The organism is Rhodococcus sp. IEGM 1406, assembly GCF_030056745.1.
GTDB classification, from domain to species: Bacteria; Actinomycetota; Actinomycetes; order Mycobacteriales; family Mycobacteriaceae; genus Rhodococcus_F; species Rhodococcus_F erythropolis.
Window position 1 is genome coordinate 40,267 of sequence record NZ_JASHKO010000009.1, and the last position, 21,516, is coordinate 61,782.

19 protein-coding genes are annotated in these 21,516 nt (G+C 61.6%); 10 read left to right on the top strand and 9 right to left on the bottom strand.

Translation table 11 applies throughout. From position 1 onward, the window contains the following. Positions 1-10: 10 nt before the first annotated feature. Positions 11-2,173 carry an excinuclease ABC subunit UvrB gene (gene uvrB / locus QM596_RS29085; protein ID WP_019748629.1) on the bottom strand — a complete coding sequence of 721 codons (2,163 nt, stop codon included), beginning with the start codon at positions 2,171-2,173 and terminating at the stop codon, positions 11-13. An 86-nt stretch (positions 2,174-2,259) separates the two neighbouring features. On the opposite strand from uvrB, the gene QM596_RS29090 reads away from it, so the two are divergent. Beyond that, positions 2,260-2,778 carry a ribonuclease FAU-1 family protein gene (locus QM596_RS29090; RefSeq protein ID WP_283310571.1) on the top strand — a complete coding sequence of 173 codons (519 nt, stop codon included), beginning with the start codon at positions 2,260-2,262 and terminating at the stop codon, positions 2,776-2,778. A 4-nt stretch (positions 2,779-2,782) separates the two neighbouring features. On the opposite strand, the gene coaE is transcribed toward QM596_RS29090, so the two are convergent. After that, positions 2,783-3,997 (bottom strand): dephospho-CoA kinase, encoded by a 1,215-nt coding sequence (gene coaE / locus QM596_RS29095; protein WP_113684195.1) that lies wholly within the window; start codon positions 3,995-3,997, stop codon positions 2,783-2,785. 159 nt (positions 3,998-4,156) lie between these two features. Between coaE and QM596_RS29100 the strand changes: the two genes are divergently transcribed. Next, entirely contained in the window at positions 4,157-4,372 is a 216-nt protein-coding gene (locus QM596_RS29100) for a hypothetical protein (protein ID WP_003944056.1), read from the top strand. Positions 4,373-4,546: 174 nt separating this feature from the next. On the opposite strand, the gene rpsA is transcribed toward QM596_RS29100, so the two are convergent. Continuing rightward, complete coding sequence (gene rpsA / locus QM596_RS29105; protein WP_019748632.1) at positions 4,547-6,034, bottom strand: 30S ribosomal protein S1; 1,488 nt, start codon at positions 6,032-6,034, stop codon at positions 4,547-4,549. A 338-nt stretch (positions 6,035-6,372) separates the two neighbouring features. On the opposite strand from rpsA, the gene QM596_RS29110 reads away from it, so the two are divergent. Beyond that, the gene (locus QM596_RS29110) at positions 6,373-7,218 is read left to right on the top strand and encodes a class I SAM-dependent methyltransferase (RefSeq protein WP_007728737.1); all 846 of its coding nucleotides are present in this window, start codon (positions 6,373-6,375) and stop codon (positions 7,216-7,218) included. Between the two features lie 3 nt (positions 7,219-7,221). On the opposite strand, the gene QM596_RS29115 is transcribed toward QM596_RS29110, so the two are convergent. The 4 genes from QM596_RS29115 to QM596_RS29130 all read right to left on the bottom strand — a co-directional run bounded on the left by QM596_RS29115 (position 7,222) and on the right by QM596_RS29130 (position 11,112). Beyond that, on the bottom strand, positions 7,222-7,983 hold the full coding sequence (locus QM596_RS29115; RefSeq protein ID WP_003944053.1) for an amino acid ABC transporter ATP-binding protein: 762 nt from the start codon (positions 7,981-7,983) through the stop codon (positions 7,222-7,224). Next, entirely contained in the window at positions 7,980-8,936 is a 957-nt protein-coding gene (locus QM596_RS29120; RefSeq protein ID WP_003944035.1) for an amino acid ABC transporter permease, read from the bottom strand. Before QM596_RS29120 ends, QM596_RS29115 begins: the two co-directional genes overlap by 4 nt. Continuing rightward, positions 8,936-9,808 (bottom strand): ABC transporter substrate-binding protein, encoded by an 873-nt coding sequence (locus tag QM596_RS29125; RefSeq protein WP_060939346.1) that lies wholly within the window; start codon positions 9,806-9,808, stop codon positions 8,936-8,938. The genes QM596_RS29120 and QM596_RS29125 overlap by 1 nt, the downstream gene beginning before the upstream one ends. A 206-nt stretch (positions 9,809-10,014) precedes the next feature. Then, positions 10,015-11,112, bottom strand: coding sequence for an isocitrate/isopropylmalate dehydrogenase family protein (locus QM596_RS29130; RefSeq protein ID WP_283310572.1), 1,098 nt, complete (start codon positions 11,110-11,112; stop codon positions 10,015-10,017). Here QM596_RS29130 and QM596_RS29135 point away from each other — a divergent pair. Then, on the top strand, positions 11,078-11,653 hold the full coding sequence (locus tag QM596_RS29135; RefSeq protein ID WP_223257901.1) for a 2'-5' RNA ligase family protein: 576 nt from the start codon (positions 11,078-11,080) through the stop codon (positions 11,651-11,653). The genes QM596_RS29130 and QM596_RS29135 overlap by 35 nt on opposite strands. On the opposite strand, the gene QM596_RS29140 is transcribed toward QM596_RS29135, so the two are convergent. Next, positions 11,598-12,527, bottom strand: a complete 930-nt coding sequence (locus QM596_RS29140) for a DMT family transporter (protein ID WP_279219078.1) — start codon at positions 12,525-12,527, stop codon at positions 11,598-11,600. The two genes, QM596_RS29135 and QM596_RS29140, sit on opposite strands and share 56 nt — an antisense overlap. Positions 12,528-12,740: 213 nt before the next feature. On the opposite strand from QM596_RS29140, the gene QM596_RS29145 reads away from it, so the two are divergent. After that, positions 12,741-13,736, top strand: coding sequence for a helix-turn-helix domain-containing protein (locus QM596_RS29145; protein WP_020969741.1), 996 nt, complete (start codon positions 12,741-12,743; stop codon positions 13,734-13,736). Between the two features lie 74 nt (positions 13,737-13,810). Beyond that, complete coding sequence (gene trxA, locus QM596_RS29150; RefSeq protein ID WP_003944106.1) at positions 13,811-14,182, top strand: thioredoxin; 372 nt, start codon at positions 13,811-13,813, stop codon at positions 14,180-14,182. 99 nt (positions 14,183-14,281) lie between these two features. Here the strand turns inward: trxA and polA are convergent, their stop codons facing one another. Further along, positions 14,282-17,029 carry a DNA polymerase I gene (gene polA, locus QM596_RS29155; protein ID WP_283310573.1) on the bottom strand — a complete coding sequence of 916 codons (2,748 nt, stop codon included), beginning with the start codon at positions 17,027-17,029 and terminating at the stop codon, positions 14,282-14,284. 303 nt (positions 17,030-17,332) lie between these two features. Here polA and QM596_RS29160 point away from each other — a divergent pair, with 303 nt between their 5' ends. The 4 genes from QM596_RS29160 to QM596_RS29175 are packed head-to-tail and all read left to right on the top strand — an operon-like array spanning position 17,333 to position 21,462. Further along, positions 17,333-18,643, top strand: a complete 1,311-nt coding sequence (locus tag QM596_RS29160) for a branched-chain amino acid ABC transporter permease (protein WP_283310583.1) — start codon at positions 17,333-17,335, stop codon at positions 18,641-18,643. Positions 18,644-18,648: 5 nt separating this feature from the next. Then, complete coding sequence (locus QM596_RS29165) at positions 18,649-19,638, top strand: branched-chain amino acid ABC transporter permease (RefSeq protein WP_003944088.1); 990 nt, start codon at positions 18,649-18,651, stop codon at positions 19,636-19,638. Then, on the top strand, positions 19,631-20,659 hold the full coding sequence (locus QM596_RS29170) for an ABC transporter ATP-binding protein (RefSeq protein ID WP_283310574.1): 1,029 nt from the start codon (positions 19,631-19,633) through the stop codon (positions 20,657-20,659). Before QM596_RS29165 ends, QM596_RS29170 begins: the two co-directional genes overlap by 8 nt. Continuing rightward, the gene (locus QM596_RS29175; protein WP_007728720.1) at positions 20,656-21,462 is read left to right on the top strand and encodes an ABC transporter ATP-binding protein; all 807 of its coding nucleotides are present in this window, start codon (positions 20,656-20,658) and stop codon (positions 21,460-21,462) included. The genes QM596_RS29170 and QM596_RS29175 overlap by 4 nt, the downstream gene beginning before the upstream one ends. Positions 21,463-21,516: the final 54 nt, after the last annotated feature.

Below are 21,516 nucleotides of genomic sequence, written 5' to 3' on the forward strand. Positions count from 1 at the left end.
GCGAGGCGACCTACTTGAGACCCGCGGCGTCCATCCCTCGGAGCTCCTTCTTCAAATCCGAGATTTCGTCTCGCAATCGCCCAGCCAACTCGAACTGAAGATCGCGTGCAGCGTTCATCATCTGGTCGGTGAGTTCCTTGACCAGATCTGCCAATTCGGCCCGAGGCATCGATTTGGTGTCGCGCCCCTCGTACACACCCGCACTGACCGCACGACCGGCCTCACCCTGCGCACGCCGACCACGCGTCGCATTGCGACCCGAACCACCGACGTCCACGGACGCCGCAGTGTCCTCTGCCTCCTCGTACACCTGATCGAGAATGTCCGCGATCTTCTTGCGTAGCGGTTGTGGGTCGACGCCCATCTTCTCGTTGTAGGCGACCTGCTTCTCGCGTCGCCGCTCGGTTTCCTCGATGGCCTGCGCCATGGATGCGGTGATCTTGTCCGCATACATGTGCACTTGACCGGACACATTTCGAGCCGCTCGACCAATCGTCTGAATAAGGCTGGTGGAGCTACGGAGGAAGCCTTCCTTGTCGGCATCGAGGATCGCGACCAGCGACACCTCGGGGAGGTCGAGTCCCTCACGCAGGAGGTTGATGCCGACCAACACGTCGTACTCGCCCAGGCGGAGCTGCCGGAGCAGCTCGACTCGCCGGAGCGTATCGATATCCGAGTGCAGATACCGGACGCGAATTCCGAGTTCGAGAAGGTAGTCGGTCAGGTCTTCCGACATCTTCTTGGTCAACGTCGTGACCAGCACGCGCTCGTCACGTTCGGCACGCTCACGGATCTCGTGAACGAGATCGTCGATCTGCCCCTTGGTGGGTTTGACGATGACCTCGGGATCGATCAATCCGGTCGGGCGAATCACCTGCTCGACGAACTCACCGCCGGACTGACCCAACTCGTACTTACCGGGCGTCGCCGACAGGTAGACGGTCTGACCGATCCGCTTACTGAATTCTTCCCAAGTCAGAGGGCGGTTATCGGTTGCCGACGGTAGCCGGAATCCGAATTCGACCAGGTTGCGCTTGCGCGACATATCGCCCTCGTACATGGCGCCGATCTGCGGAACGGTCACATGTGACTCGTCGATGACCAGTAGGAAATCTTCGGGGAAATAGTCGATCAAAGTTGCGGGGGCAGTTCCGGGGCCACGGCCGTCGATGTGGCGCGAGTAGTTCTCGATGCCGGAGCAGAATCCGACCTGCTTGATCATCTCTAGGTCGTACTGCGTTCGCATGCGCAGACGCTGAGCTTCGAGAAGCTTGCCCTTGCCCTCGAGTTCCGCGAGCCGCTCTTCCAGTTCCGCCTCGATGTCCTTGGCCGCACGCTCCATGCGTTCAGGGCCGGCGACGTAGTGCGTCGCCGGGAAGATGCGAACCGTGTCGACCTGGCGAACGATGTCCCCGGTCAGTGGATGTAGGTAGTACAGCGCCTCGATCTCGTCACCGAAGAATTCGATGCGGACCGCCAGCTCTTCGTAGGAAGGAATGATCTCGACCGTGTCGCCGCGCACGCGGAACGAACCTCGCGTGAACGCCATGTCGTTGCGGTTGTACTGAACGTCGACGAGCAGACGGAGGAACGCGTCGCGCGGTACCTCGACACCGACGTCGAGCTGAATCGAGCGATCGAGATACGACTGCGGTGTACCGAGGCCGTAGATGCACGACACCGAGGCCACCACGACCACATCCCGTCGTGACAGAAGGCTGGACGTTGCCGAGTGGCGAAGCCGCTCGACGTCGTCATTGACCGACGAATCCTTCTCGATGTAAGTGTCCGTCTGGGCGATGTACGCCTCGGGTTGGTAGTAGTCGTAGTACGAGACGAAGTACTCGACCGCGTTGTTGGGAAGCATTTCCCGAAGCTCGTTCGCGAGCTGAGCCGCCAAGGTCTTGTTCGGAGCCATCACCAAAGCCGGGCGCTGCAGCTTTTCGATCAACCACGCTGTTGTCGCGGACTTACCGGTACCGGTCGCACCGAGGAGGACAACGTCCTTCTCTCCCTCATTGATCCGTTTTTCAAGCTCGGCGATAGCTGCCGGCTGATCGCCTGCCGGTTCGTACGGGCTGACGACCTCGAAGCGCGCGTCTGAGCGCTCGATGTCACCAACCGGCCGAAACTCGGAATGCGCGACCACGGGATGTTCGGAAGCAAACGCCATGAAACCAGGGTAGGCGCACCCACCGACACAATGCCTGCTCGTCCGCGTTCAGCCGAAAATGCAGTTCGGCGGTAGGTTCTTCGACCATGAGCGAGGAACGTCCCCACATTCACCGGCCGAAGGTCGAAACCTTCGACATCGCAGCTCGCACCAACGTCGATCCCAAGGGTTTCGTTCGCCCGGTCGAGCACTACCGCGAAGAACCGTGGGGGCTGTACATGGCGCGCCACGCCGACCATCCCCGGTTTCACTACCTGGAGTCCTGGATCATTCCCGAACTCGGAATTCGGGCGTCGATCCTGCACTTCACCCCGGAACATGTCCGAGACTGGGATTTCTATGTCGACATCGGCGACTTCACCCGCGGTGAGCAGGTCTGGAGATCCGAGGACCACTACCTCGACCTGATCGTGCAGACCGGACGCAGCGTCGAATTGCTCGACGTCGACGAATTGCTCGAGGCGAACACCGCCGGGATTCTCGACCCGAAGACGTCAGAGCGCGCGATGCTGAACGCGGCCCGCGCTATCGACGGCATCGCCGCCCACGGTCACGATCTCGACGCCTGGCTCACCTCGGTGGGCATGCCGGTCACGTGGCGCTGAGCGGTTAGAGGGACCAGCCTGATTTCTCGGCCCACTCCCACGCCCGGTGGAAAGCGGCGTCGAACCACGGCGTCTTGACTCCCAGGTAGGCGTCGATCGCAGCGGCGTAGTCGTCGATGCCTGCGGCACTCTCGGCTGCCTTGACCTTGAGTTCGGCATACTCGGCACGCGCCGACGCATCGGCGCGAAGCCAGTCGCGGAAGAGGATCGCGAACTGCTGACCGGGCCAACCGTCCACCCGAATGTGAATATTCGCGCGGCGCCCTGGATCGGCACTGCCGTGAATCCGCTTTGCCCACACCGCCGGATCGGTTTCACCACCGAGGTACGACGGTTTCGGGTCGTCGGCGGCGATGTGCTCGATCCGGGGGAACCCGGCAGCGGCCAGATCTTCCGCGAGGTCGTCGGCAACGCCGAGGTGCTCGACAGTGATCTGAATGTCGATCACGTCCTTGGCATCGAGACCAGGCACCGCGGTCGATCCGATGTGATCGATACGGCGCGCGCGGTCGCCGGACGCCAGCGACAACCGGCCGATGATCCGTTCGGCCTGTGCCGGCCACGACGGGTCAGCTGGAGCCAGCTCCGGCAGTGCACGTACTACCGTGCGCTCGCGGAGATTCTTCTCGAAAGGTACAAGGCGATTCGCCCACAGGTCGCGGACCACGTCGTCGAGTGAACCCGGCTCTCCGCTGTTGTCGAGCCACACGTCGGCAACCGCACGACGCTGATCGTCATGTGCCTGCGCTGCGATGCGCGCACGAGCGTCGGATTCCGGCATACCGCGTGAGCCCACCAAGCGTCGAACTCGTTCCTCCTCGTCGACGTAGACGATGACGACCAGGTTGAACGCCGGCGCCATCGAACCCTCGACCAACAGCGGAATGTCTTGAACGAGCACTGCATCCGACGGCGCAGACGAGATCTGCTCCATCGTCCGCGCACCGATAAGTGGATGGAGGATGCCATTGAGAGTTCCGCGTGACGTGTCGTCGGCAAACGCCAACGAGGCCAGCGCGGGGCGGTTGAGGCTGCCGTCCTCGGACAGAATCCCGTCGCCGAATGCATCGACCAGAGCGGCCAGGCCAGGAGTACCGGGCTCGACCACTTCTCGGGCGATCAGGTCGGCGTCGACGATGACGGCTCCCAGTTCGCTGAGGATTTTCGACACTGTCGACTTACCGGCTCCGATGCCTCCAGTGAGGCCTACTCTCAACACACTCGACAGTCTCTCATCTCCGCGCCCGAGAGATTGAGACACGCCTACCGATCGAACACGCCGAGGCGTTCGAGGCTCAAATACCACAATTTCGGTGACCGTGCGGTTATGTTCTAGCGAACGCACCTGTACCTGCACCTTCTCGAGAAAGTGGACGCCATGCGAGCAGATCGCGACCATCACGGTCAGCACCGCCTCGGAATGCCGAACGGCGTGCACTGCATAGAGTTTCCCGAAGTTGCTTTTGCCCTGGCAGAGCACCGTCGTACGTGGTTCACGATGCTCGTGAGCCAAGGCCGACACAGCTTCGCATCGATGCGTAAGCGCACAGCCGAAGCGACCGCCACCTACTGGGTGCCTGCTCCCGCAAACTGAGTTTTTTCACGAAGTACAAAATGACCGGCAACTTTACGGTGCCGGTCATTTCTGTGTTCACTCACTGAGTTCTTCGCGCGCCAGTGGTACCTGACCGAGAAAAGAACCCCGCCCCTGCAAGTGCAGGGGCGGGGTTCTTCAAAGATCTCGCTTGATCAGATCAAGCGGTAATCCTTATGCGTTGCCCGACAGCTTCTCGCGAAGTGCGGCGAGCTGCGCATCGCTGGCAAGCGATCCGCCAGCGGACTCTGCCGGAGCGGAGCCGGCAGCAGCCGGAGCCTCAGCATCGTCTGCAGCAGCCGTCTCCGAGGAGTAGCCGGCAGCAGCGGTGGCAGCCTCAGCGGCCTCGTCTGCAGCGGTCTTCTCCATCTGAGTGGTGTGCATCTTGTGGCGACGCTCAGCCTCGGCGTAGCGGTTCTCCCACTCTTCGCGCTGCTTGTCGAAGCCCTCGAGCCATTCGTTGGTCTCGGGATCGAAGCCCTCGGGGAAGATGTAGTTGCCCTGCTCGTCGTACGAGTCGGCCATGCCGTACTTGGACGGATCGAACTCGGCGTTGTAATCCTCGTTGGCCTGCTTCAGCGACAGCGAGATACGACGACGCTCGAGGTCGATGTCGATGACCTTGACGAGTGCATCGTCGCCGACGCCGACAACCTGGTCCGGAACCTCGACGTGGCGCTCAGCGAGCTCCGAGATGTGAACGAGGCCTTCGATTCCCTCTTCGACGCGCACGAATGCACCGAACGGAACCAGCTTCGTGACCTTGCCGGGCACGATCTGGCCGATGGCGTGCGTGCGGGCGAACTGACGCCACGGATCTTCCTGCGTTGCCTTGAGCGACAGGGAGACGCGCTCGCGGTCCAGGTCGACGTCGAGAACCTCGACGGTGACCTCGGTGCCGACCTCGACAACCTCGGACGGGTGATCGATGTGCTTCCAAGACAGCTCGGAAACGTGAACCAGACCGTCTACGCCGCCCAGGTCCACGAATGCACCGAAGTTGACGATGGAGGACACGACGCCCTTGCGGACCTGGCCCTTCTGGAGCTGGTGCAGGAATTCGCTGCGAACCTCGGACTGAGTCTGCTCGAGCCATGCGCGGCGCGACAGGACCACGTTGTTGCGGTTCTTGTCGAGCTCGATGATCTTGGCCTCGATCTCCTTGCCGACGTACGGCTGGAGGTCGCGGACGCGACGCATTTCGACGAGCGAAGCGGGGAGGAAGCCACGAAGACCGATGTCAAGGATGAGGCCGCCCTTGACGACCTCGATGACGGTGCCCTTGACGGCCTCGTCCTTCTCCTTGAGCTCCTCGATGGTGCCCCAGGCACGCTCGTACTGAGCGCGCTTCTTCGACAGGATCAGTCGACCTTCTTTGTCCTCCTTGGTGAGGACGAGAGCCTCGACCGCATCTCCCACGGAGACGACCTCGTTGGGGTCGACGTCGTGCTTGATGGAGAGCTCACGAGAAGGGATGACGCCTTCGGTCTTGTAACCGATGTCGAGCAGAACCTCGTCGCGGTCGACCTTGACGATGGTTCCTTCGACGATGTCACCATCGTTGAAGTACTTGATCGTGGCATCGATGGCGGCGAGGAAGTCCTCGGCGGAGCCAATGTCGTTAATGGCAACCTGCGGCGAGGTGACGGTTGTGGAGGGCATATGTTGAATTGCTCCGGACGAGTTGTGGTCGGTTGATGGATTTTGTCGGACGAGATGCGCAACTGTGGCGTACAAATGTTGGAAGTACTTTTGTGAAGTACTAGATCGAAGTACCCAGCTGCATCAATAACGAACAACCGAATACCGGATCACATTCCACACCGCGGAAGCGCACCGCGAGCTCCCTCGGTCCAACTGATTCCGAGACCTTGGTAAAGATCCCGTATAGACAATCGGTCGGATGACAGACACTCGCGTGAGTAAGACTACGCGTCGGCTATCTTGCCGGGCAAACCCGGGTACCCTGCGCCCGCATCACCCGTTCTACTGTGTTGTACATGTCTGACGAGCGCCATGCCGCCGCCAATTCCATTCTCGGCACCAGCGGTGTCGGCCGGGTCCGTGTCGATTCCAGTGCCAGCGACCGTGCCAGCCGTGCGTGGTGGGACGCCGACGCCGACGATTACCACCGAACCCACGGCGAGTTTCTGGGCGTGAACAGCGCGGAAGGTGAATTCGTCTGGTGCCCCGAAGGGCTGCACGAGGGCGATCACCACTTACTCGGCGACATAGTCGACAAAGACATATTGGAAGTGGGTTGCGGCTCGGCGCCGTGTGCCCGATGGCTCGCCGGACACGGTGCTCGGGCCGTCGGTCTCGACATCTCGATGGGGATGCTCGCCCGCGGGCAGGACGCGATGAATGCCGGCGGACCGGCAGTCCCGTTGATTCAGGCAAGTGCGGAACTCCTGCCGTTTGCCGACGAGAGTTTCGACATCGTCTGTTCCGCGTTCGGCGCCGTCCCGTTCGTTGCCGATTCGCAGCGAGTGATGAACGAAGTCGCCCGGGTTCTGCGTCCCGGCGGATCGTGGGTCTTTGCCGTCAACCATCCGATCCGATGGATCTTCCCCGACGATCCCGGGCCGAAGGGCTTGACCGCGACCCTCCCCTACTTCGACCGCACCCCGTATGTCGAGGTCGATGACAACGGAGTCCCCACCTACGTCGAGCATCACCGCACCATCGGCGACCGGGTTCGTGAGATCGTCGCGGCCGGACTTCAGGTGCGCGACATCATCGAGCCCGAATGGCCGGAGTGGTTGGACCGCGAATGGGGACAGTGGAGTCCCCTGCGCGGCCAACTCTTTCCGGGCACTGCAATTTTCAGCGCCGTCAAACCCTGACGGCTACAGCAGCTTCGACAGGAACGCCTTGGTCCGATCGTGCTGCGGATTGGCCAGGAGTTCCCTGGGCTCGCCTGCCTCGACCACAACTCCCCCGTCCATGAACACCAACTGATCTGCGACCTCGCGGGCGAAACCCATCTCGTGGGTGACGACCACCATCGTCATGCCTTCTTTGGCCAATTGCTTCATCACAGTGAGAACTTCACCGACGAGTTCGGGGTCGAGCGCGGATGTCGGCTCGTCGAACAGCATGAGCTTCGGGTCCATCGCGAGAGCGCGGGCGATGGCAACTCTTTGCTGCTGACCACCCGACAACTGGGCCGGGTAGGCGTTGGCTTTGGCGCTCAACCCGACCTGATCGAGGAGGTCCTTCGCTCGTTCGACAGCCTTCTTCTTACTGACGCGCTTCACCTGCGTCGGCGCTTCGATGATGTTCTCGAGAGCGGTGCGGTGCGGGAACAGGTTGAAGTGCTGAAACACCATCCCGATGTCGCGGCGTTGTTTGGCCGCTGCTCGCGGGTGGAGTTCGTACAGTTTGCCGTTCTTCTCCGAGTAGCCCACCAGGTCGCCGTCGACGTACAGTCGGCCGGCGTTGACCTGCTCGAGGTGATTGATGCAGCGCAAGAACGTCGACTTGCCCGACCCGGACGGCCCGACGAGGCACAGAACTTGGCCGGGATCGATTTCGAGTGAGACCCCTTTGAGAACCTCGAGCGCGCCGAAGTTCTTACAGACCCGGTCTGCCTTGACCATCGGTGTCATCTGCGTTCTCCTCCTGGAATATCCGGGAGTGTCTCCACTACCGTTTCTTTGCCCTGTGCGTCGGCGAGTGCCTGAAGCTGGCGAGTGGTAAGCGTCCTCGTCGACCCTTTCGAATAGTGGCGTTCGACGTAGTACTGGCCGACCATGAGAACACTGGTCATTGCGAGGTACCACGTAACCGCGACCATCAAGAGTGGGATCGGCTCGAAATTTGCACCGGATATGTCTCTCGCTCGTCCGTAGAGTTCGGTACTCAACGGCACTGCGGTCACCAGCGAAGTCGTCTTGAGCAAGCTGATCAATTCATTGCCGGTCGGTGGGATGATCACCCGCATCGCCTGGGGAAGGACCGTTCGCCGCATCGTCTGGCCCCACGTCATTCCCAAAGCCACTGACGCTTCGGTCTGACCTTCGTTGACCGAGGCGATACCTGCACGGACGATTTCGGCCATGTACGCCGCCTCGTTCAATGCGAGTCCGATGACTGCGAAGAGAAACGCCGCCTGGAGATCTTGCATGTCGAAATGCACGAACTGATGGACGAACGGAACGCCGAGATCGATGCTCTTGTATATGGAGGGGAAGAGACCCCAGAAGACGAGCTGGACGTAAACGGGCGTGCCGCGGAAGACCCACAAATACACCCAGGCAGCGGACTTCAGCACCGGGTTCGGCGACAGCCGCATTACCGCGAGGACGATGCCCAGAACGATCGCGGCTGCCATCGACAGAATTGTCAGTTGAATGGTGACCCAGGCGGCCTTCGAAATTCGAGCGTCGAAGAGGTACTGGCGGTAAGTCGCCCAGCCGAACTGTTCATTGGTCGCCGAACCGTAGATAAAGAGCCCCACCAGGACCACCACCACGACTGCTGCGACCCATCGGCCCGGTCTGCGCAGTGGGATCGCCTTGATCGGCGCCGGATCGCCAGTCTCAGTTGTTGTCATGTTCATCAGCTTTCCGCGCCGTTGATCTTGGATACTTCGATGACGCCGGCCTCGACACTCCAGGTCTGCGCGATCTGTTGATAGACACCGTTGTCGATCAGGTACTGCATTGCCTGCTGCAGGGCGGGACCAAGGGCGGAACCCTTCACGATCGGCCAGCCGTACGGCGCCGAATCAAAGGGCTCACCGGCAGCTTCCATCCGCCCCTTACTCCGTTTGATCGCGTAGCCGGTCACTGGCGAATCAGCGGACAACGCGTCGACTCGACCCAGGATGAGAGCATTGGCCGCATCGTCCTGACTGTCGTACTTGATCTTCTCGATGGGCGGCTTGCCCGCAGCAACGCATGCCTCGCTCTTGGCGGGTACTTCGTCGATGTCCTCGGTAGTTGTGGTCTGTACCGCCACTCGCAACCCACACGCATTGTTCGGGTCCACGGGATTGTCCGGCCGCTGAGCCCACTGGATACCTGCGCTGTAGTACGTGACGAAGTCGACCGACTTCTCCCGCTCCTTGGAGTCGGTGAACGAAGACATGCCGAGGTCGTAGCTTCCCGACTGGATAGCGGGGATGATCTTGTCGAAGTCGGCCTGGTTATAGACAGCTTCGACCCCGAGCACAGTCGCCACTGCGTTCATGATGTCGACGTCGAAGCCGACGATTTTGCCATTCTCATCTTTGAATTCGTTTGGTGCGTAAGGAATGTTGACCCCTACCTGCAGCTTGCCCGACTCCCTGACGTTCGGGGGCAACAGGGCGGCGATCTCGGGCACCTTCTGGATGTCAAGTGGCGGCCCCTCCGGAACGAGGCCCTCGTTGTTGGTCACACACCCGCCGCACAGTGCGACGATCAAGCCCACCAACAAGACTCGCACCACGTTGGTGCGGATACGCCCGCCACTGCTCGAGCCATAACCCACGCCACGTGGCCTTGGTGCCCGTGCGTTTTCATCGACCACGACTCTGCTCTCCACTCGTCGATCGCCGCACTTGCAACGTCCATCCGAAATTCAGTCGAACGGTAGGTTACGGCAGGAGTTCCACCGTCGCCGACTTCGCAAGATTCCGGCCTGTCGTACAAGAATCAGCGACGCAGAGTGTGTGCGTACACGACTTCGGAAAATTCGCTGGTCGATGCCAAACCGCCGAGGTCGGCGGTCGCGATACCCGACGCGATGGTCGTACGAACCGCGTCTGAAATGCGGCGTGCCGCCGCAGACAACAACCGATCTCCGCGCGCATCACCGAGCCAGTCGAGCATCATCGCACTCGAGAGGAACAGTGCCGTCGGGTTCGCCCGGTTCTTCCCGGCAATGTCGGGTGCTGCACCGTGCGCAGCCTGAGCCATGACCTGCGTCTCGGCAGCGTTGATCGACGGCGCGGTTCCGAGTGAACCGGACAGCTCGCCCGCCAGATCCGACAAAATGTCGCCGAACATGTTTTCGGTCACCACGACGTCGAAGTCTCCGCCGCGTCGAACGAGGTGCGCCGCCATCGCGTCGACGTGCTCGTCGTCGACGACTACGTGGGGGTACTCCGCGGCGACGGTTCGGCAGGCGTCGCGGAAGAGGCCGGTGGTCAGTGTCAGGACGTTGGCCTTGTGGACGATCGTGACGTGATTGCGCCGACGCGACGCCAACGCGAAGGCAGTGCGTGCGATCCGTTCGCATGCAGCGCGGGTGAACACACCGACGGCCAGGGCGATGTCTGGCGTCGGCATGAATTCGCCGCTGCCGACTGCCATGTTCCGATCCGCGTACAACCCCTCGGTGTTCTCGCGGACGATCACCAGATCCATGTCGGGGACCATCGCCTTGACGCCGGGGAATGCTGCTGCCGGTCGGATGTTCGCGAACAACTCGAACTTTTTCCGGATGACGCCGCCGGGGGTGAGTTGTCCGCGAAAACTCTCGGGATACGACGCGCTGTCATGGGGTCCGAGGATCCAGCCTTGCAGCTGCCCCAACCCATCGATGGTTTCGTCGGGAATTGGCGTGCCGTGAGTGTCGATGGCCGTACTCCCGAGCGGAAGCTCTACCCACTCGACGGGCGGAGCATGAACCGATGACAGCGCCGCATCCACGATCTGCCGTGTCGCCGGGACGATTTCGTGGCCAATTCCGTCGCCGTGCATGAGTCCCAGCCGCATGGCCGGAGTACCGATTGCGCTCGCACCTGTCATCAGGCAATCATTGCTCACCATGGTCCAGTCGGTGGAATTGCTCCTCGATCCGGTGAGTGAGTCGGCAGTGCGAGCACAATGGCAGCTACTCGCCGACGCCGGATTACCGAGTCAGGCCTCTCATCACAGCCCGTCCAACCGTCCGCACATCACGCTGTTCGTCGCCCGTGAGATCCCCGCGGAGATCGACGAACTGTTGGTGCGGCGCTTCTCGGCCCCGGACTTCGAGGTCCGGCTGGGTGGCTACGTCGTGTTCGGCGGCAAGCAGATGGTCTTGGCGCGCTCGGTTGTTCCTTCGCGTGCACTCCTTCACCTGCACCGAGAAATAGCCGAGTCAACAGTTGGCTCGACGGCACTTCCCGCCCACGTCGAGCCCGGCGCGTGGACGCCTCATGTGACGCTCGCCCGACGCGTCGAACCTGCACGTCTGGGTGAAGCCATCGCCCTGCTGGGCACCGACGTGATTCAAGGGCGCAGCGGCGGGATCAGGCGCTGGGACGGCGAACAGAAGACGGAATGGTTACTGACACCGCCGGTGTGAAAGAGCGGGTTGCACGTCGGGTCACCAGGATTCCCGCGATCACCGCCAGCGCACCAACCGGCTGATTCCAGCCAACGCTTTCGTCCAAGACTACTGCGCCGAGAGCGACGCCCACCACTGGACTGAGATAAGTGACGGTGGACGCCGCAGTCGGCCCCCACCCCTGAACGACGTTGGTGTTCCAGATGAATGCGAGCCCGGTCCCCAGTGCGCCTAGAGCGATCATCGACAGGACGACTGCCGGCGTGAGGTGCATCGGCGTGTTTGCGACGACCGGAGAGGCCAGAACCATCACGAAAGCACCGATACTGATCTGCACAAGCGCGACCGTACGAGTGTCGACGCCGAGAGGAAGCACGAAACGCCTGAGGTAGACAAACGAAATCCCGTACGACGCAGTCGCTCCTAGGCAAGCGACCTGAGCACTCACACTTCCGCCAACGCCGAGATTCCACGGCGCCAACACGATCAGCACCCCACCGAATCCGAGAAGCAACCCCAGCGACTTGTATCGCGTCAGCGTCTCCCCCGGCAGAAAGGCAAGGGAGACAGCCATAGTCATCAGTGGCGTGGTGGCGTTGTAGATGCTCGCGAGTCCCGAGGACATGTTTTGCTCCGCCCAACTGAACAGCAGCCACGGCACGATGCATTGCGTCGCTGCGAGAAAAGCCAGGTGCTTCCAGACACGAAATTCCCTCGGTAGGCCGATCCGGCTGACCGCTGACACGAGAACCAGCGCGAGCGCACCGAAGACCAAGCGCCACAGAACTACCTGCGTGAAGGACAGACCTTCGAGCCCGATCTTCATGAAGAGGAAACTGGCTCCCCACACCACCGCAGCTGCGGTGTATTGAAAGGCCAGACTTGCCCTCAAAGGGTGAAGTCTCCGTGCGGACTGACGTCGTGACGAGTGTCGGGCGTTCGGCCGGCAAGAGCTAGTACGTTCAGGACCAGTAGGACCAGGAGGCTGACGACGATGATTGCCATGTGTTCAGCCTGACGGAATGTCCCACGTGGCAGTAGTGGCAGAAAAGCCAGACTTGGACGATTTTCTGCCACTTTCCCATTTTTCTGTCACACTCGAAAGATGCTCGCGAAAGTGGTGGTCCCACTGATGCCGATGACCGAGGCGTTCGAACTCGGCGTGGCATGTGAAGTCTTCGGCTTCGACCGATCCGACGACGGCCTCCCCACCTACGACTTCTCTCTGATAGCCGCAGTTCCGGGCCCGATCCGAACGCGGTTCGGTTACAACATCGATGTTCCGTACAACCTCGATTCTCTCGACGACGCCGACCTCATCGTCGTTTCCGCCGGCGGAACTTACGACGCCGGCGACGCGTACATGTGCTCACCGAGTCCCGACTCGAGTGTCGATCCCCTGCTGGTCAAACTCAACGAGGCCGTAGCCCGGGGCGCCAAGGTGGCGAGCCTGTGCACCGGAGCGTTTGTCCTCGGCGCAGCTGGACTACTGGACGGAAGGCGATGCACGACGCATTGGCGGCACGCAGAGAGGCTTGCCCAGACGTATCCGGAAGCCAAGGTCGATCCGGACGTGTTGTACGTGGACGAAGATCCGGTGTTCACCAGCGCAGGCACCGCGGCAGGAATCGATCTGTGCCTGCACATCGTGCGAAAGGAACAGGGTTCTCGTGTCGCCAACGGCATCGCGAGAAGGATGGTGGTGCCACCCCACCGTGACGGTGGGCAGGCCCAGTACGTCGCCACTCCCCTCACCTCGACGCCGAGTGCAACCCTTGCCCCACTCCTCGACTGGATGACGGAGAATCTCGCCCTCGACCTCACTGTCGGAATGGTCGCGGCCCGAGCGAACATGTCCGCTCGCACATTTGCCCGCCGTTTCCAAGCGGAAACGGGAACAACTCCCGCCCGCTGGCTCAGCGATCAGCGAGTACTGGCCGCCCAGCAACTCCTGGAGAATTCGGACCTCTCCGTCGATGTCATCGCGGAACGCGTCGGTTTCGGCGGCGGCGCCGTGCTTCGCCAGCACTTCATCCGGCTTCGCTGCACCACGCCCCAGGCCTACCGCCGGACGTTTCGGGCGACCGAGAACGCAAGCTGAAATCGGCTCAGGGAAGAATCAGCGGTTCCGGGGCGTTGCACACACCAACAGCCCGCACAATGGAAAGGACCCCTGTGGCCACCCAGACACTCACCCAGCAGAACTTCGACGAAACGATCAACGGCAGCGACGTCGTCCTCGTGGACTTCTGGGCCTCCTGGTGCGGCCCGTGCCGCCAGTTCGCACCGACGTTCGAAGCGTCTTCGGAGAAGCACGCCGACGTCGTTCACGCCAAGGTCGACACCGAGGCCGAGCAGGGAATCGCAGCGGCCGCGAACATCCGCTCCATCCCCACGATCATGGCCTTCCGCGAAGGCGTACTCGTGTTCAACCAGGCCGGCGCTCTTCCCGCTGCTCAGCTCGAAGAGCTCGTCACTCAGGTCAAGGCACTCGACATGGACGAGGTCCGCAAGCAGATCGCAGAGCAAACCGCTTCAGCTGAATAGCGAAAGCGAGCGCGCTCCGAATCGAATTCGATTCGGAGCGCGCTCTTTTCGTAGCCAGGCTGCCTTGGCGTTTCGTAGCCAGGCTGCCTTGGCGCCGACTCAGTGAGCCGCGCTGTCCCAGCTTCGACCGGTTCCCACCGAAACGTCCAGGGGTACCGACAACTCGATGGCTGTGGCCATCTTGTCCTTGACCAGTGCGGTGACTTCCTCCAACTCGGAGGCGACCACTTCGAGCACCAATTCGTCGTGCACCTGCAGCAGCATGCGCGACTTCAATCCGGCGTCGGCGAGAGCCTTCTGAACATTGATCATCGCGACCTTGATGATGTCGGCTGCGGTGCCCTGGATCGGCGCATTCAGGGCAGCCCGTTCTGCCACCTCACGACGCTGACGGTTGTCGCTGTTGAGGTCCGGCAGGTAGCGACGACGACCGTAGAGCGTCGAGGTGTAGCCGTCCTTACGTGCCTGCTCGACCACCGCGTGGAGGTAATCCCGCACGCCGCCGAAACGAGCGAAGTACGCATCCATCTGCTGCTTCGCTTCTTCGGTCGAAATCTTCAACTGCGACGCCAATCCGTAGGCACTGAGCCCGTAGGCCAGACCGTAGGACATCGCCTTGACCCGGCGACGCAGTTCAGGAGTTACCTCTTCGATCGGTACACCGAATGCGCGCGAGCCGACAAAGCTGTGCAGGTCCTCACCGGTGTTGAATGCCTCGATCAGCCCCTCGTCGCCTGACACGTGCGCCATGATGCGCATTTCGATCTGGCTGTAGTCGGCAGTGAGCAGAACGTCGAACCCCTGCCCGACTACGAATCCGTCGCGAATCTCGCGCCCCGCGTCGTTTCGCACCGGGATGTTCTGCAAGTTCGGATCGGTCGACGACAGACGTCCGGTCGCGGCGACCGTCTGGTTGAACGTCGTGTGAATGCGTCCGTCTTCGGCCACGGCCTTGAGAAGACCGTCGACGGTCACCTTCATACGCGTCGCATCACGGTGCGCGAGAAGGTGTTCGAGGAACGGGTGTCCTGTCTTGTCGAACAGACCCTGCAACGCCTCGGCGTCGGTGGTGTAGCCCGTCTTCGTCTTCTTCGTCTTGGGCATGTCGAGTTCTTCGAACAAGACCACCTGCAGCTGCTTCGGCGAACCCAGGTTGATCTGCTTGTCGATCACCTCGTACGCGGAGTTTGCGGCGTCGGCGACCTGGGAGGCGAAACGGCTCTGAAGATCGTGCAGATGCGCGCTGTCGACGGCGATGCCGGTGGCCTCGATCTGAGCGAGCTCGATCGTCAACGGCAGTTCCATGTCGGAGAGGAGCGACTTGGACTCGATCGACTCCAACTCGGTGTCCAGTGCAGCTGCCAAGTCGAGAACGGCCTGAGCGCTGAGCATCGCGGTCTCGGCTGCTTCGGCATCGAGCTGTTCGGTGTCGTCGAGCAGTGAAAGCTGTTCCTGGCCGGATGTTTCGGCGCGCAGTTCACGCTTGAGGTAGCGGAGCGAGAGGTCGTCGAGATTGAAGCTGCGCTGGCCCGGCCGGACGAGATATGCGGCCAGAGCAGTGTCGCTGGTCAGTCCACCGAGCGTCCAACCACGCCCACACAGAGCATGGATCGCCCACTTGGCTTCGTGCAGCGCCTTCGGCTGCGATGCATCGGCGAGCCAATCACCGAGAGCTGCTTCGTCTTCCGGTGTTGCCGTCGACGCCGCGATGTATGCACATTCACCGTCGGAGGCCGCGATCGCAAGTGCAGTGACGTCGCCGGCAAACGGAGTTCTGGTTCCAAGCACCGTGACGCCGTGACGCTCACCGGTTCGCGCGTGGGCGTCGAGCCACGCGGCAACCCCACCCGGGGCGAGTGCGTCGCCGCTGACCTCGAACCCTTCCTCTGCTTCGGGCTCGGACGACGACAGGGTCGCGAACAGTCGATCGCGGAGAACCTTGAACTCGAGATCGTCGAACAACGCATGAATCTTCTCGCGGTCCCACGGGGCCAACACCAACTGCTCGGGCGTGTACGGCAACGGAACGTCGCGAACCATCTCGGTGAGCTGACGATTGAGCAGGACGTTTGCGAGGTTCTCTCGTAGTGAGTCGCCCACCTTGCCGCGGACCTTGTCCACGTTGTCTACCAGTCCCTGCAGGTCACCGTACTCACGGATCCACTTGGTAGCGGTTTTCTCGCCGACGCCGGGGATACCGGGGAGGTTGTCACTCGGGTCGCCGCGCAGGGCAGCAAAATCCGGATACTGCGACGGAGTGAGGCTGTACTTCTCCTCGACGGCCGTCGGCGTGAATCGGGTGAGCTCCGAGACACCCTTCTTCGGGTAGAGCACAGTGACGTTGTCGGTCACCAGCTGCAGCGAGTCGCGGTCGCCGGTCACGACGAGAACCCGGTATCCGAGTGCCTCCGCCTGCGTGGTCAACGTGGCAATCACGTCGTCGGCCTCGAAACCTTCCTCGGCCATGACCGGGATGCCCAGCGCGCCGAGAACGTCCTTGGTGATGTCGATCTGGCCCTTGAATTCGTCCGGAGCCTTCGCGCGCTGCGCCTTGTATTCGGGGAACAGGTCGGCGCGAAACGTCTGACGCGACACGTCGAAAGCCGCGGCCAAGTGGGTGGGCTGCTCGTCACGAAGAAGGTTGATCAACATCGACGTGAAGCCGTACACCGCGTTGGTGGCCTGCCCACTGTGTGTCTTGAAGTTCTCTGCAGGCAGCGCATAGAAGGCGCGAAATGCCAACGAATGCCCGTCGAGAAGCATCAGAAGAGGGCGATCGTCCGCCTTGCCGGTGGTGCCGGCTGAAGCGGTGGACGTGCTGGACCGAGTTGTGGTTGCGGGGCTCACGGTTCATCAGTCTAGGGATCGCGACCGACATCGACGCCTTCGCCGTTGTTTACGCAGGAACAGACACAAGAATCGGACAATTGATGCAGCCTTCGGCCTTCGATACGGAACCGAAACATCCCGGAAATCTCAGAACCCCATCTGAAGCGAACGGAGCCGTTAGAGTCCGGAAATCGCAGCAACGAAACAATCCCTGTGCTGCGCGGCACCTTTGTCCAGACGCGCTATTCCCGACCCGCTCGGAGGACGTACGTGGCCCCACCCGTAGTGAAACGGCAGACCCTCGCGACACTCAGCCGACTACTGGCCTTTGCATTACTGACGTTCTTCGCATTACTCAGCCTGGCCGGAACTGCTTCGGCTCAGGAACCGACCACTTCCCCTACACCGCCGACCCCGACAGCATCCGCAACACCGACAGCACCGGTTCCCGACAACGCTGTCCCCGTCAGCGGCAATCTCAACAACGGCGGCACACGCCTCGAGGGCGTCACCGTCCGTGCGCTCGATTCTTCCGGTACGGAAGTCGCCACCGGAGAATCGGCATCGAACGGCCGTTGGGAACTGGCCGTGGCACCGGGCACCTACACCTTCGAGATCGTTGCCGACACACTTCCCGACGGGGTCAGTGTGCAAGTCGCTGTCGAACGCGAGGTGGTGGCCGGCCGCGCGAACACCGTGATCTTCTCGTTCGGCGAGGTACGTACCGCCTCGAATGTCAGCTTCGGCGAGAAGCTGATCCGCACGACGGTCGACGGTCTGCGGTTCGGCCTCGTGATCGCGATCGCCGGTGTGGGTTTGAGCCTGATCTACGGCACCACTGGCCTGACCAACTTCGCTCACGGCGAGTTGGTGACGTTGGGCGCCGTTGCTGCCTGGGTGATCAACACGTCCTTCGGCGTTCCGCTGATTCCCGCCACCATCCTCGCGATCTTCGTCGGCATCGGCATCGGCCTGCTGACCAACGGAATCGTCTGGAAACCACTGCGTAAGCGCAAGACCGGGTTGATCGCGCAATTGGTGGTCTCGATCGGTCTCGCGATTTCATTGCGCTACTTGATCCTGATCTTCTTCTCCGACCGCGCCGAACCGTTCGACGACTACCAGGGCCAGGTCGAGAAGAACTGGGGTCCGATCGCACTGACCGACGCCAACGCGATAGTCATGATCGTCAGTCTGGTCGTCCTGGTCGGCGTCGCACTGCTTCTGCAGAAGACTCGCATCGGAAAGGCCATGCGTGCCGTCTCCGACAATCGTGACCTCGCCGCTTCGTCCGGTATCAACGTCGAGCGCGTGATCATGTTCGTCTGGGGTCTCGGCGGCGGACTGGCCGCCCTCGGCGGTGTGCTGTTCGGTATCTCCGAACTCGGCGGACGCGTCCAGTGGGAAATGGGCTTCAAACTGCTGCTGCTCATGTTCGCCGGAATCACCCTCGGTGGTCTGGGAACCGCGTACGGGGCGCTACTCGGCTGCGTCATCGTGGGACTTCTGGTCCAACTCTCGACGCTCATCATCAACCCCGATCTCAAATACATCGGCGGACTTCTCGTCTTGATCGTGATCCTCGTGGTTCGCCCCCAGGGCATCCTCGGATCCAGACAAAGGATCGGGTGACGAACATGGACATCATGGGAGCTTTCCAGGTTTCCTTCGCCCAGTTGATCGGGCCGTCGGCAATCTTCTACGCATTGCTGGCAATCGGGCTGAACCTGCACTTCGGCTACGCCGGACTGCTCAACTTCGGTCAGATCGGTTTTGCCCTCCTCGGCGGCTACGGGGTCGGCATCATGACCGTGACCTACGACCAGCCGTTGTGGCTCGGCATCCTCGTCGGACTTACCGCAGCCGGGCTCCTCGCGCTCGTGCTCGGTATCCCGACGCTGCGTCTGCGCGCCGACTATCTCGCCATCGTGACCATCGCTGCTTCGGAGATCCTGCGTCTGATCTTCCGCTCGACCGCGTCGGATTCGGTGACCGGTTCCACCAATGGCCTGTTCGGTTTCGCAGACCCGTTCACCGCACTGAGCCCCTTCGACTCGGCCAAGCAGTACTCGTTTCTCGGCGTGAAGTTCTACGGAGACGACCTCTGGTCGATGGTCGTGGGGTGGACGCTGGTCTTGATCTTGTGTGGATTTGTCTACCTGTTGACGCACAGTCCGTGGGGGCGCGTCCTCAAGGCGGTACGCGAAGACGAGGACGCAGCGCGATCGTTGGGCAAGAACGTCTTCGTGTACAAGATGCAGGCGCTGGTTCTCGGCGGCGTGATCGGTGGTCTGGCCGGTGTGTTCAACGCTTTGCAGACCAAGTCCATCAACCCGGACTTCTACTCGACCGCGCAGACGTTCTTCGCGTTCGGCGCACTGATTCTGGGCGGGGCGGCAACGGTATTCGGCCCGGTGGTCGGCGCAATGTTGTTCTGGTTCCTCCTCGCCATCCCTGATGCCTTGCTGCGTCAGGCGATCTCCGGCGAAAATCCGCTGCTTTCACTCACGGAACAGCAAGTCGGCGCCACCAGGTATGTCCTACTCGGATTGATGATTGCTCTCCTGATGGTCTTCAGACCGCAGGGAATACTGGGTAACAAGCGGGAGGTGCAACTCAATGCTTGACGCCGATACCAGAGCACAGATCTTTGCCGACGTTCCTCACCTTCCCGGATCGGCGAAACCCGACCCGGTGTTGGTCGCTGACAACGTCTCGCGGACGTTCGGCGGTCTCAAGGCCGTCGACGTCGATCACCTCGAGATTCAACGAGGGTGCATCACAGGTCTGATCGGTCCGAACGGTGCCGGAAAAACGACGCTCTTCAACCTCCTCACCGGTTTCGACCGGCCGGACACCGGTACGTGGTCGATGGACGGTCAATCGCTGGGCCGCATGTATCCCCACCAGGTAGCCAGGAAAGGAGTGGTACGGACGTTCCAGTTGACCAAGGCGCTCTCCAAACTCACCGTGCTGGACAACGTACGTCTCGGCGCCACCGGCCAACATGGTGAACGCATTTTTGCATCCCTCGTTCCGTGGATCTGGAAAGGGCAGGAACGCGAGATCACCGAACGCGCCAACGAACTCCTCGCACGATTCAAACTCGACACCAAGGCAGACGACCTCGCCGGTTCGCTCTCCGGTGGGCAGCGCAAACTGCTCGAAATGGCTCGCGCACTCATGACCTCGCCCTCGGTGGTGATGCTCGACGAACCGATGGCGGGGGTCAATCCTGCTCTGACGCAAAGCCTGCTCGGACACATCAAATCATTGCGCGACGACGGAATGACGGTCGTGTTCGTCGAGCACGACATGGACGTGATCCGAGATATCAGCGATTGGGTGGTGGTCATGGCGCAGGGCAGCGTCATCGCCGAATCCACCCCGGACGAACTCTCGTCCAACACAGCCGTCGTCGACGCATATCTGGGCAGCCACCATGACCAGGCCCTCGAGTTCGACGACAACGGAAATCCGGTGGGCGAGACGGCCGTTCTGGCCGCCGCCCTGGCTGAAGCCGAGGTCGAAACCCTCGAGTCGGGCGGGGACCTGTCGGAACCCGACGTCGACAACCTTCCGGCCGATCTCGCCGCGACGCTGGAATCGAGTCCCGAGGAACCGCGCGGAAGGCACGAGAAGCCATGAGCGAGAACCACGCACGTTCACTCACGCCTGCAGAGTTCGCCGCGACGGCCGAGGAGCATCAGCGACTGTCGGCAGGTGCCCTGCTCCGCGCCGACAGCCTCGTCGCGGGCTACATTCCCGGCGTCAACATCCTGCGTGAATGCAACTTCTTCCTGAAGGAAGGGGAAATCGTCGGGATCATCGGACCGAACGGCGCAGGCAAATCGACACTCCTGAAATCACTGTTCGGACTGATACCGGTACGCGAAGGGTCGGTCACCCTACGCGAGGACAACATCACGTCTGCGCCCGCTCACGTCCTCGTTCAGAAGGGAGTCGGGTACGTCCCTCAGACACAGAACGTCTTTCAGACTCTGACCATCGAAGAAAACCTCGAAATGGGCATTTATCTGCGTCCCAAGGCATTCGCGGAACGATTCGCCTTCGTGAGTGAACTGTTCCCTCTTCTGAGTGAACGGCGAAAGGTGAAGGCCGGCGCACTCTCCGGCGGCGAACGCCAGATGGTCGCGATGGGCCGGGCCCTGATGATGGATCCGTCGGTGCTGCTGCTCGACGAACCGTCCGCGGGCCTGTCCCCCATGTTCCAGGACGAGGTGTTCATCCGCTGCAAGAAGATCAATGCTGCGGGTGTCTCGGTCATCATGGTCGAGCAGAACGCGCGCCGCTGCCTTCAGATCTGCGACCGCGGCTACGTACTCGATCAGGGTAAGAACGCGTACACCGACACCGGCGCCAATCTGATGAACGACCCCAAGGTGATCGAGTTGTACTTGGGAACGCTCGCCGGAAGCAAAGAGAAGTAGGACAGACACGAGAATGGGCCAGGGTCTCTCGACCCTGGCCCATTCTCGTTGGCT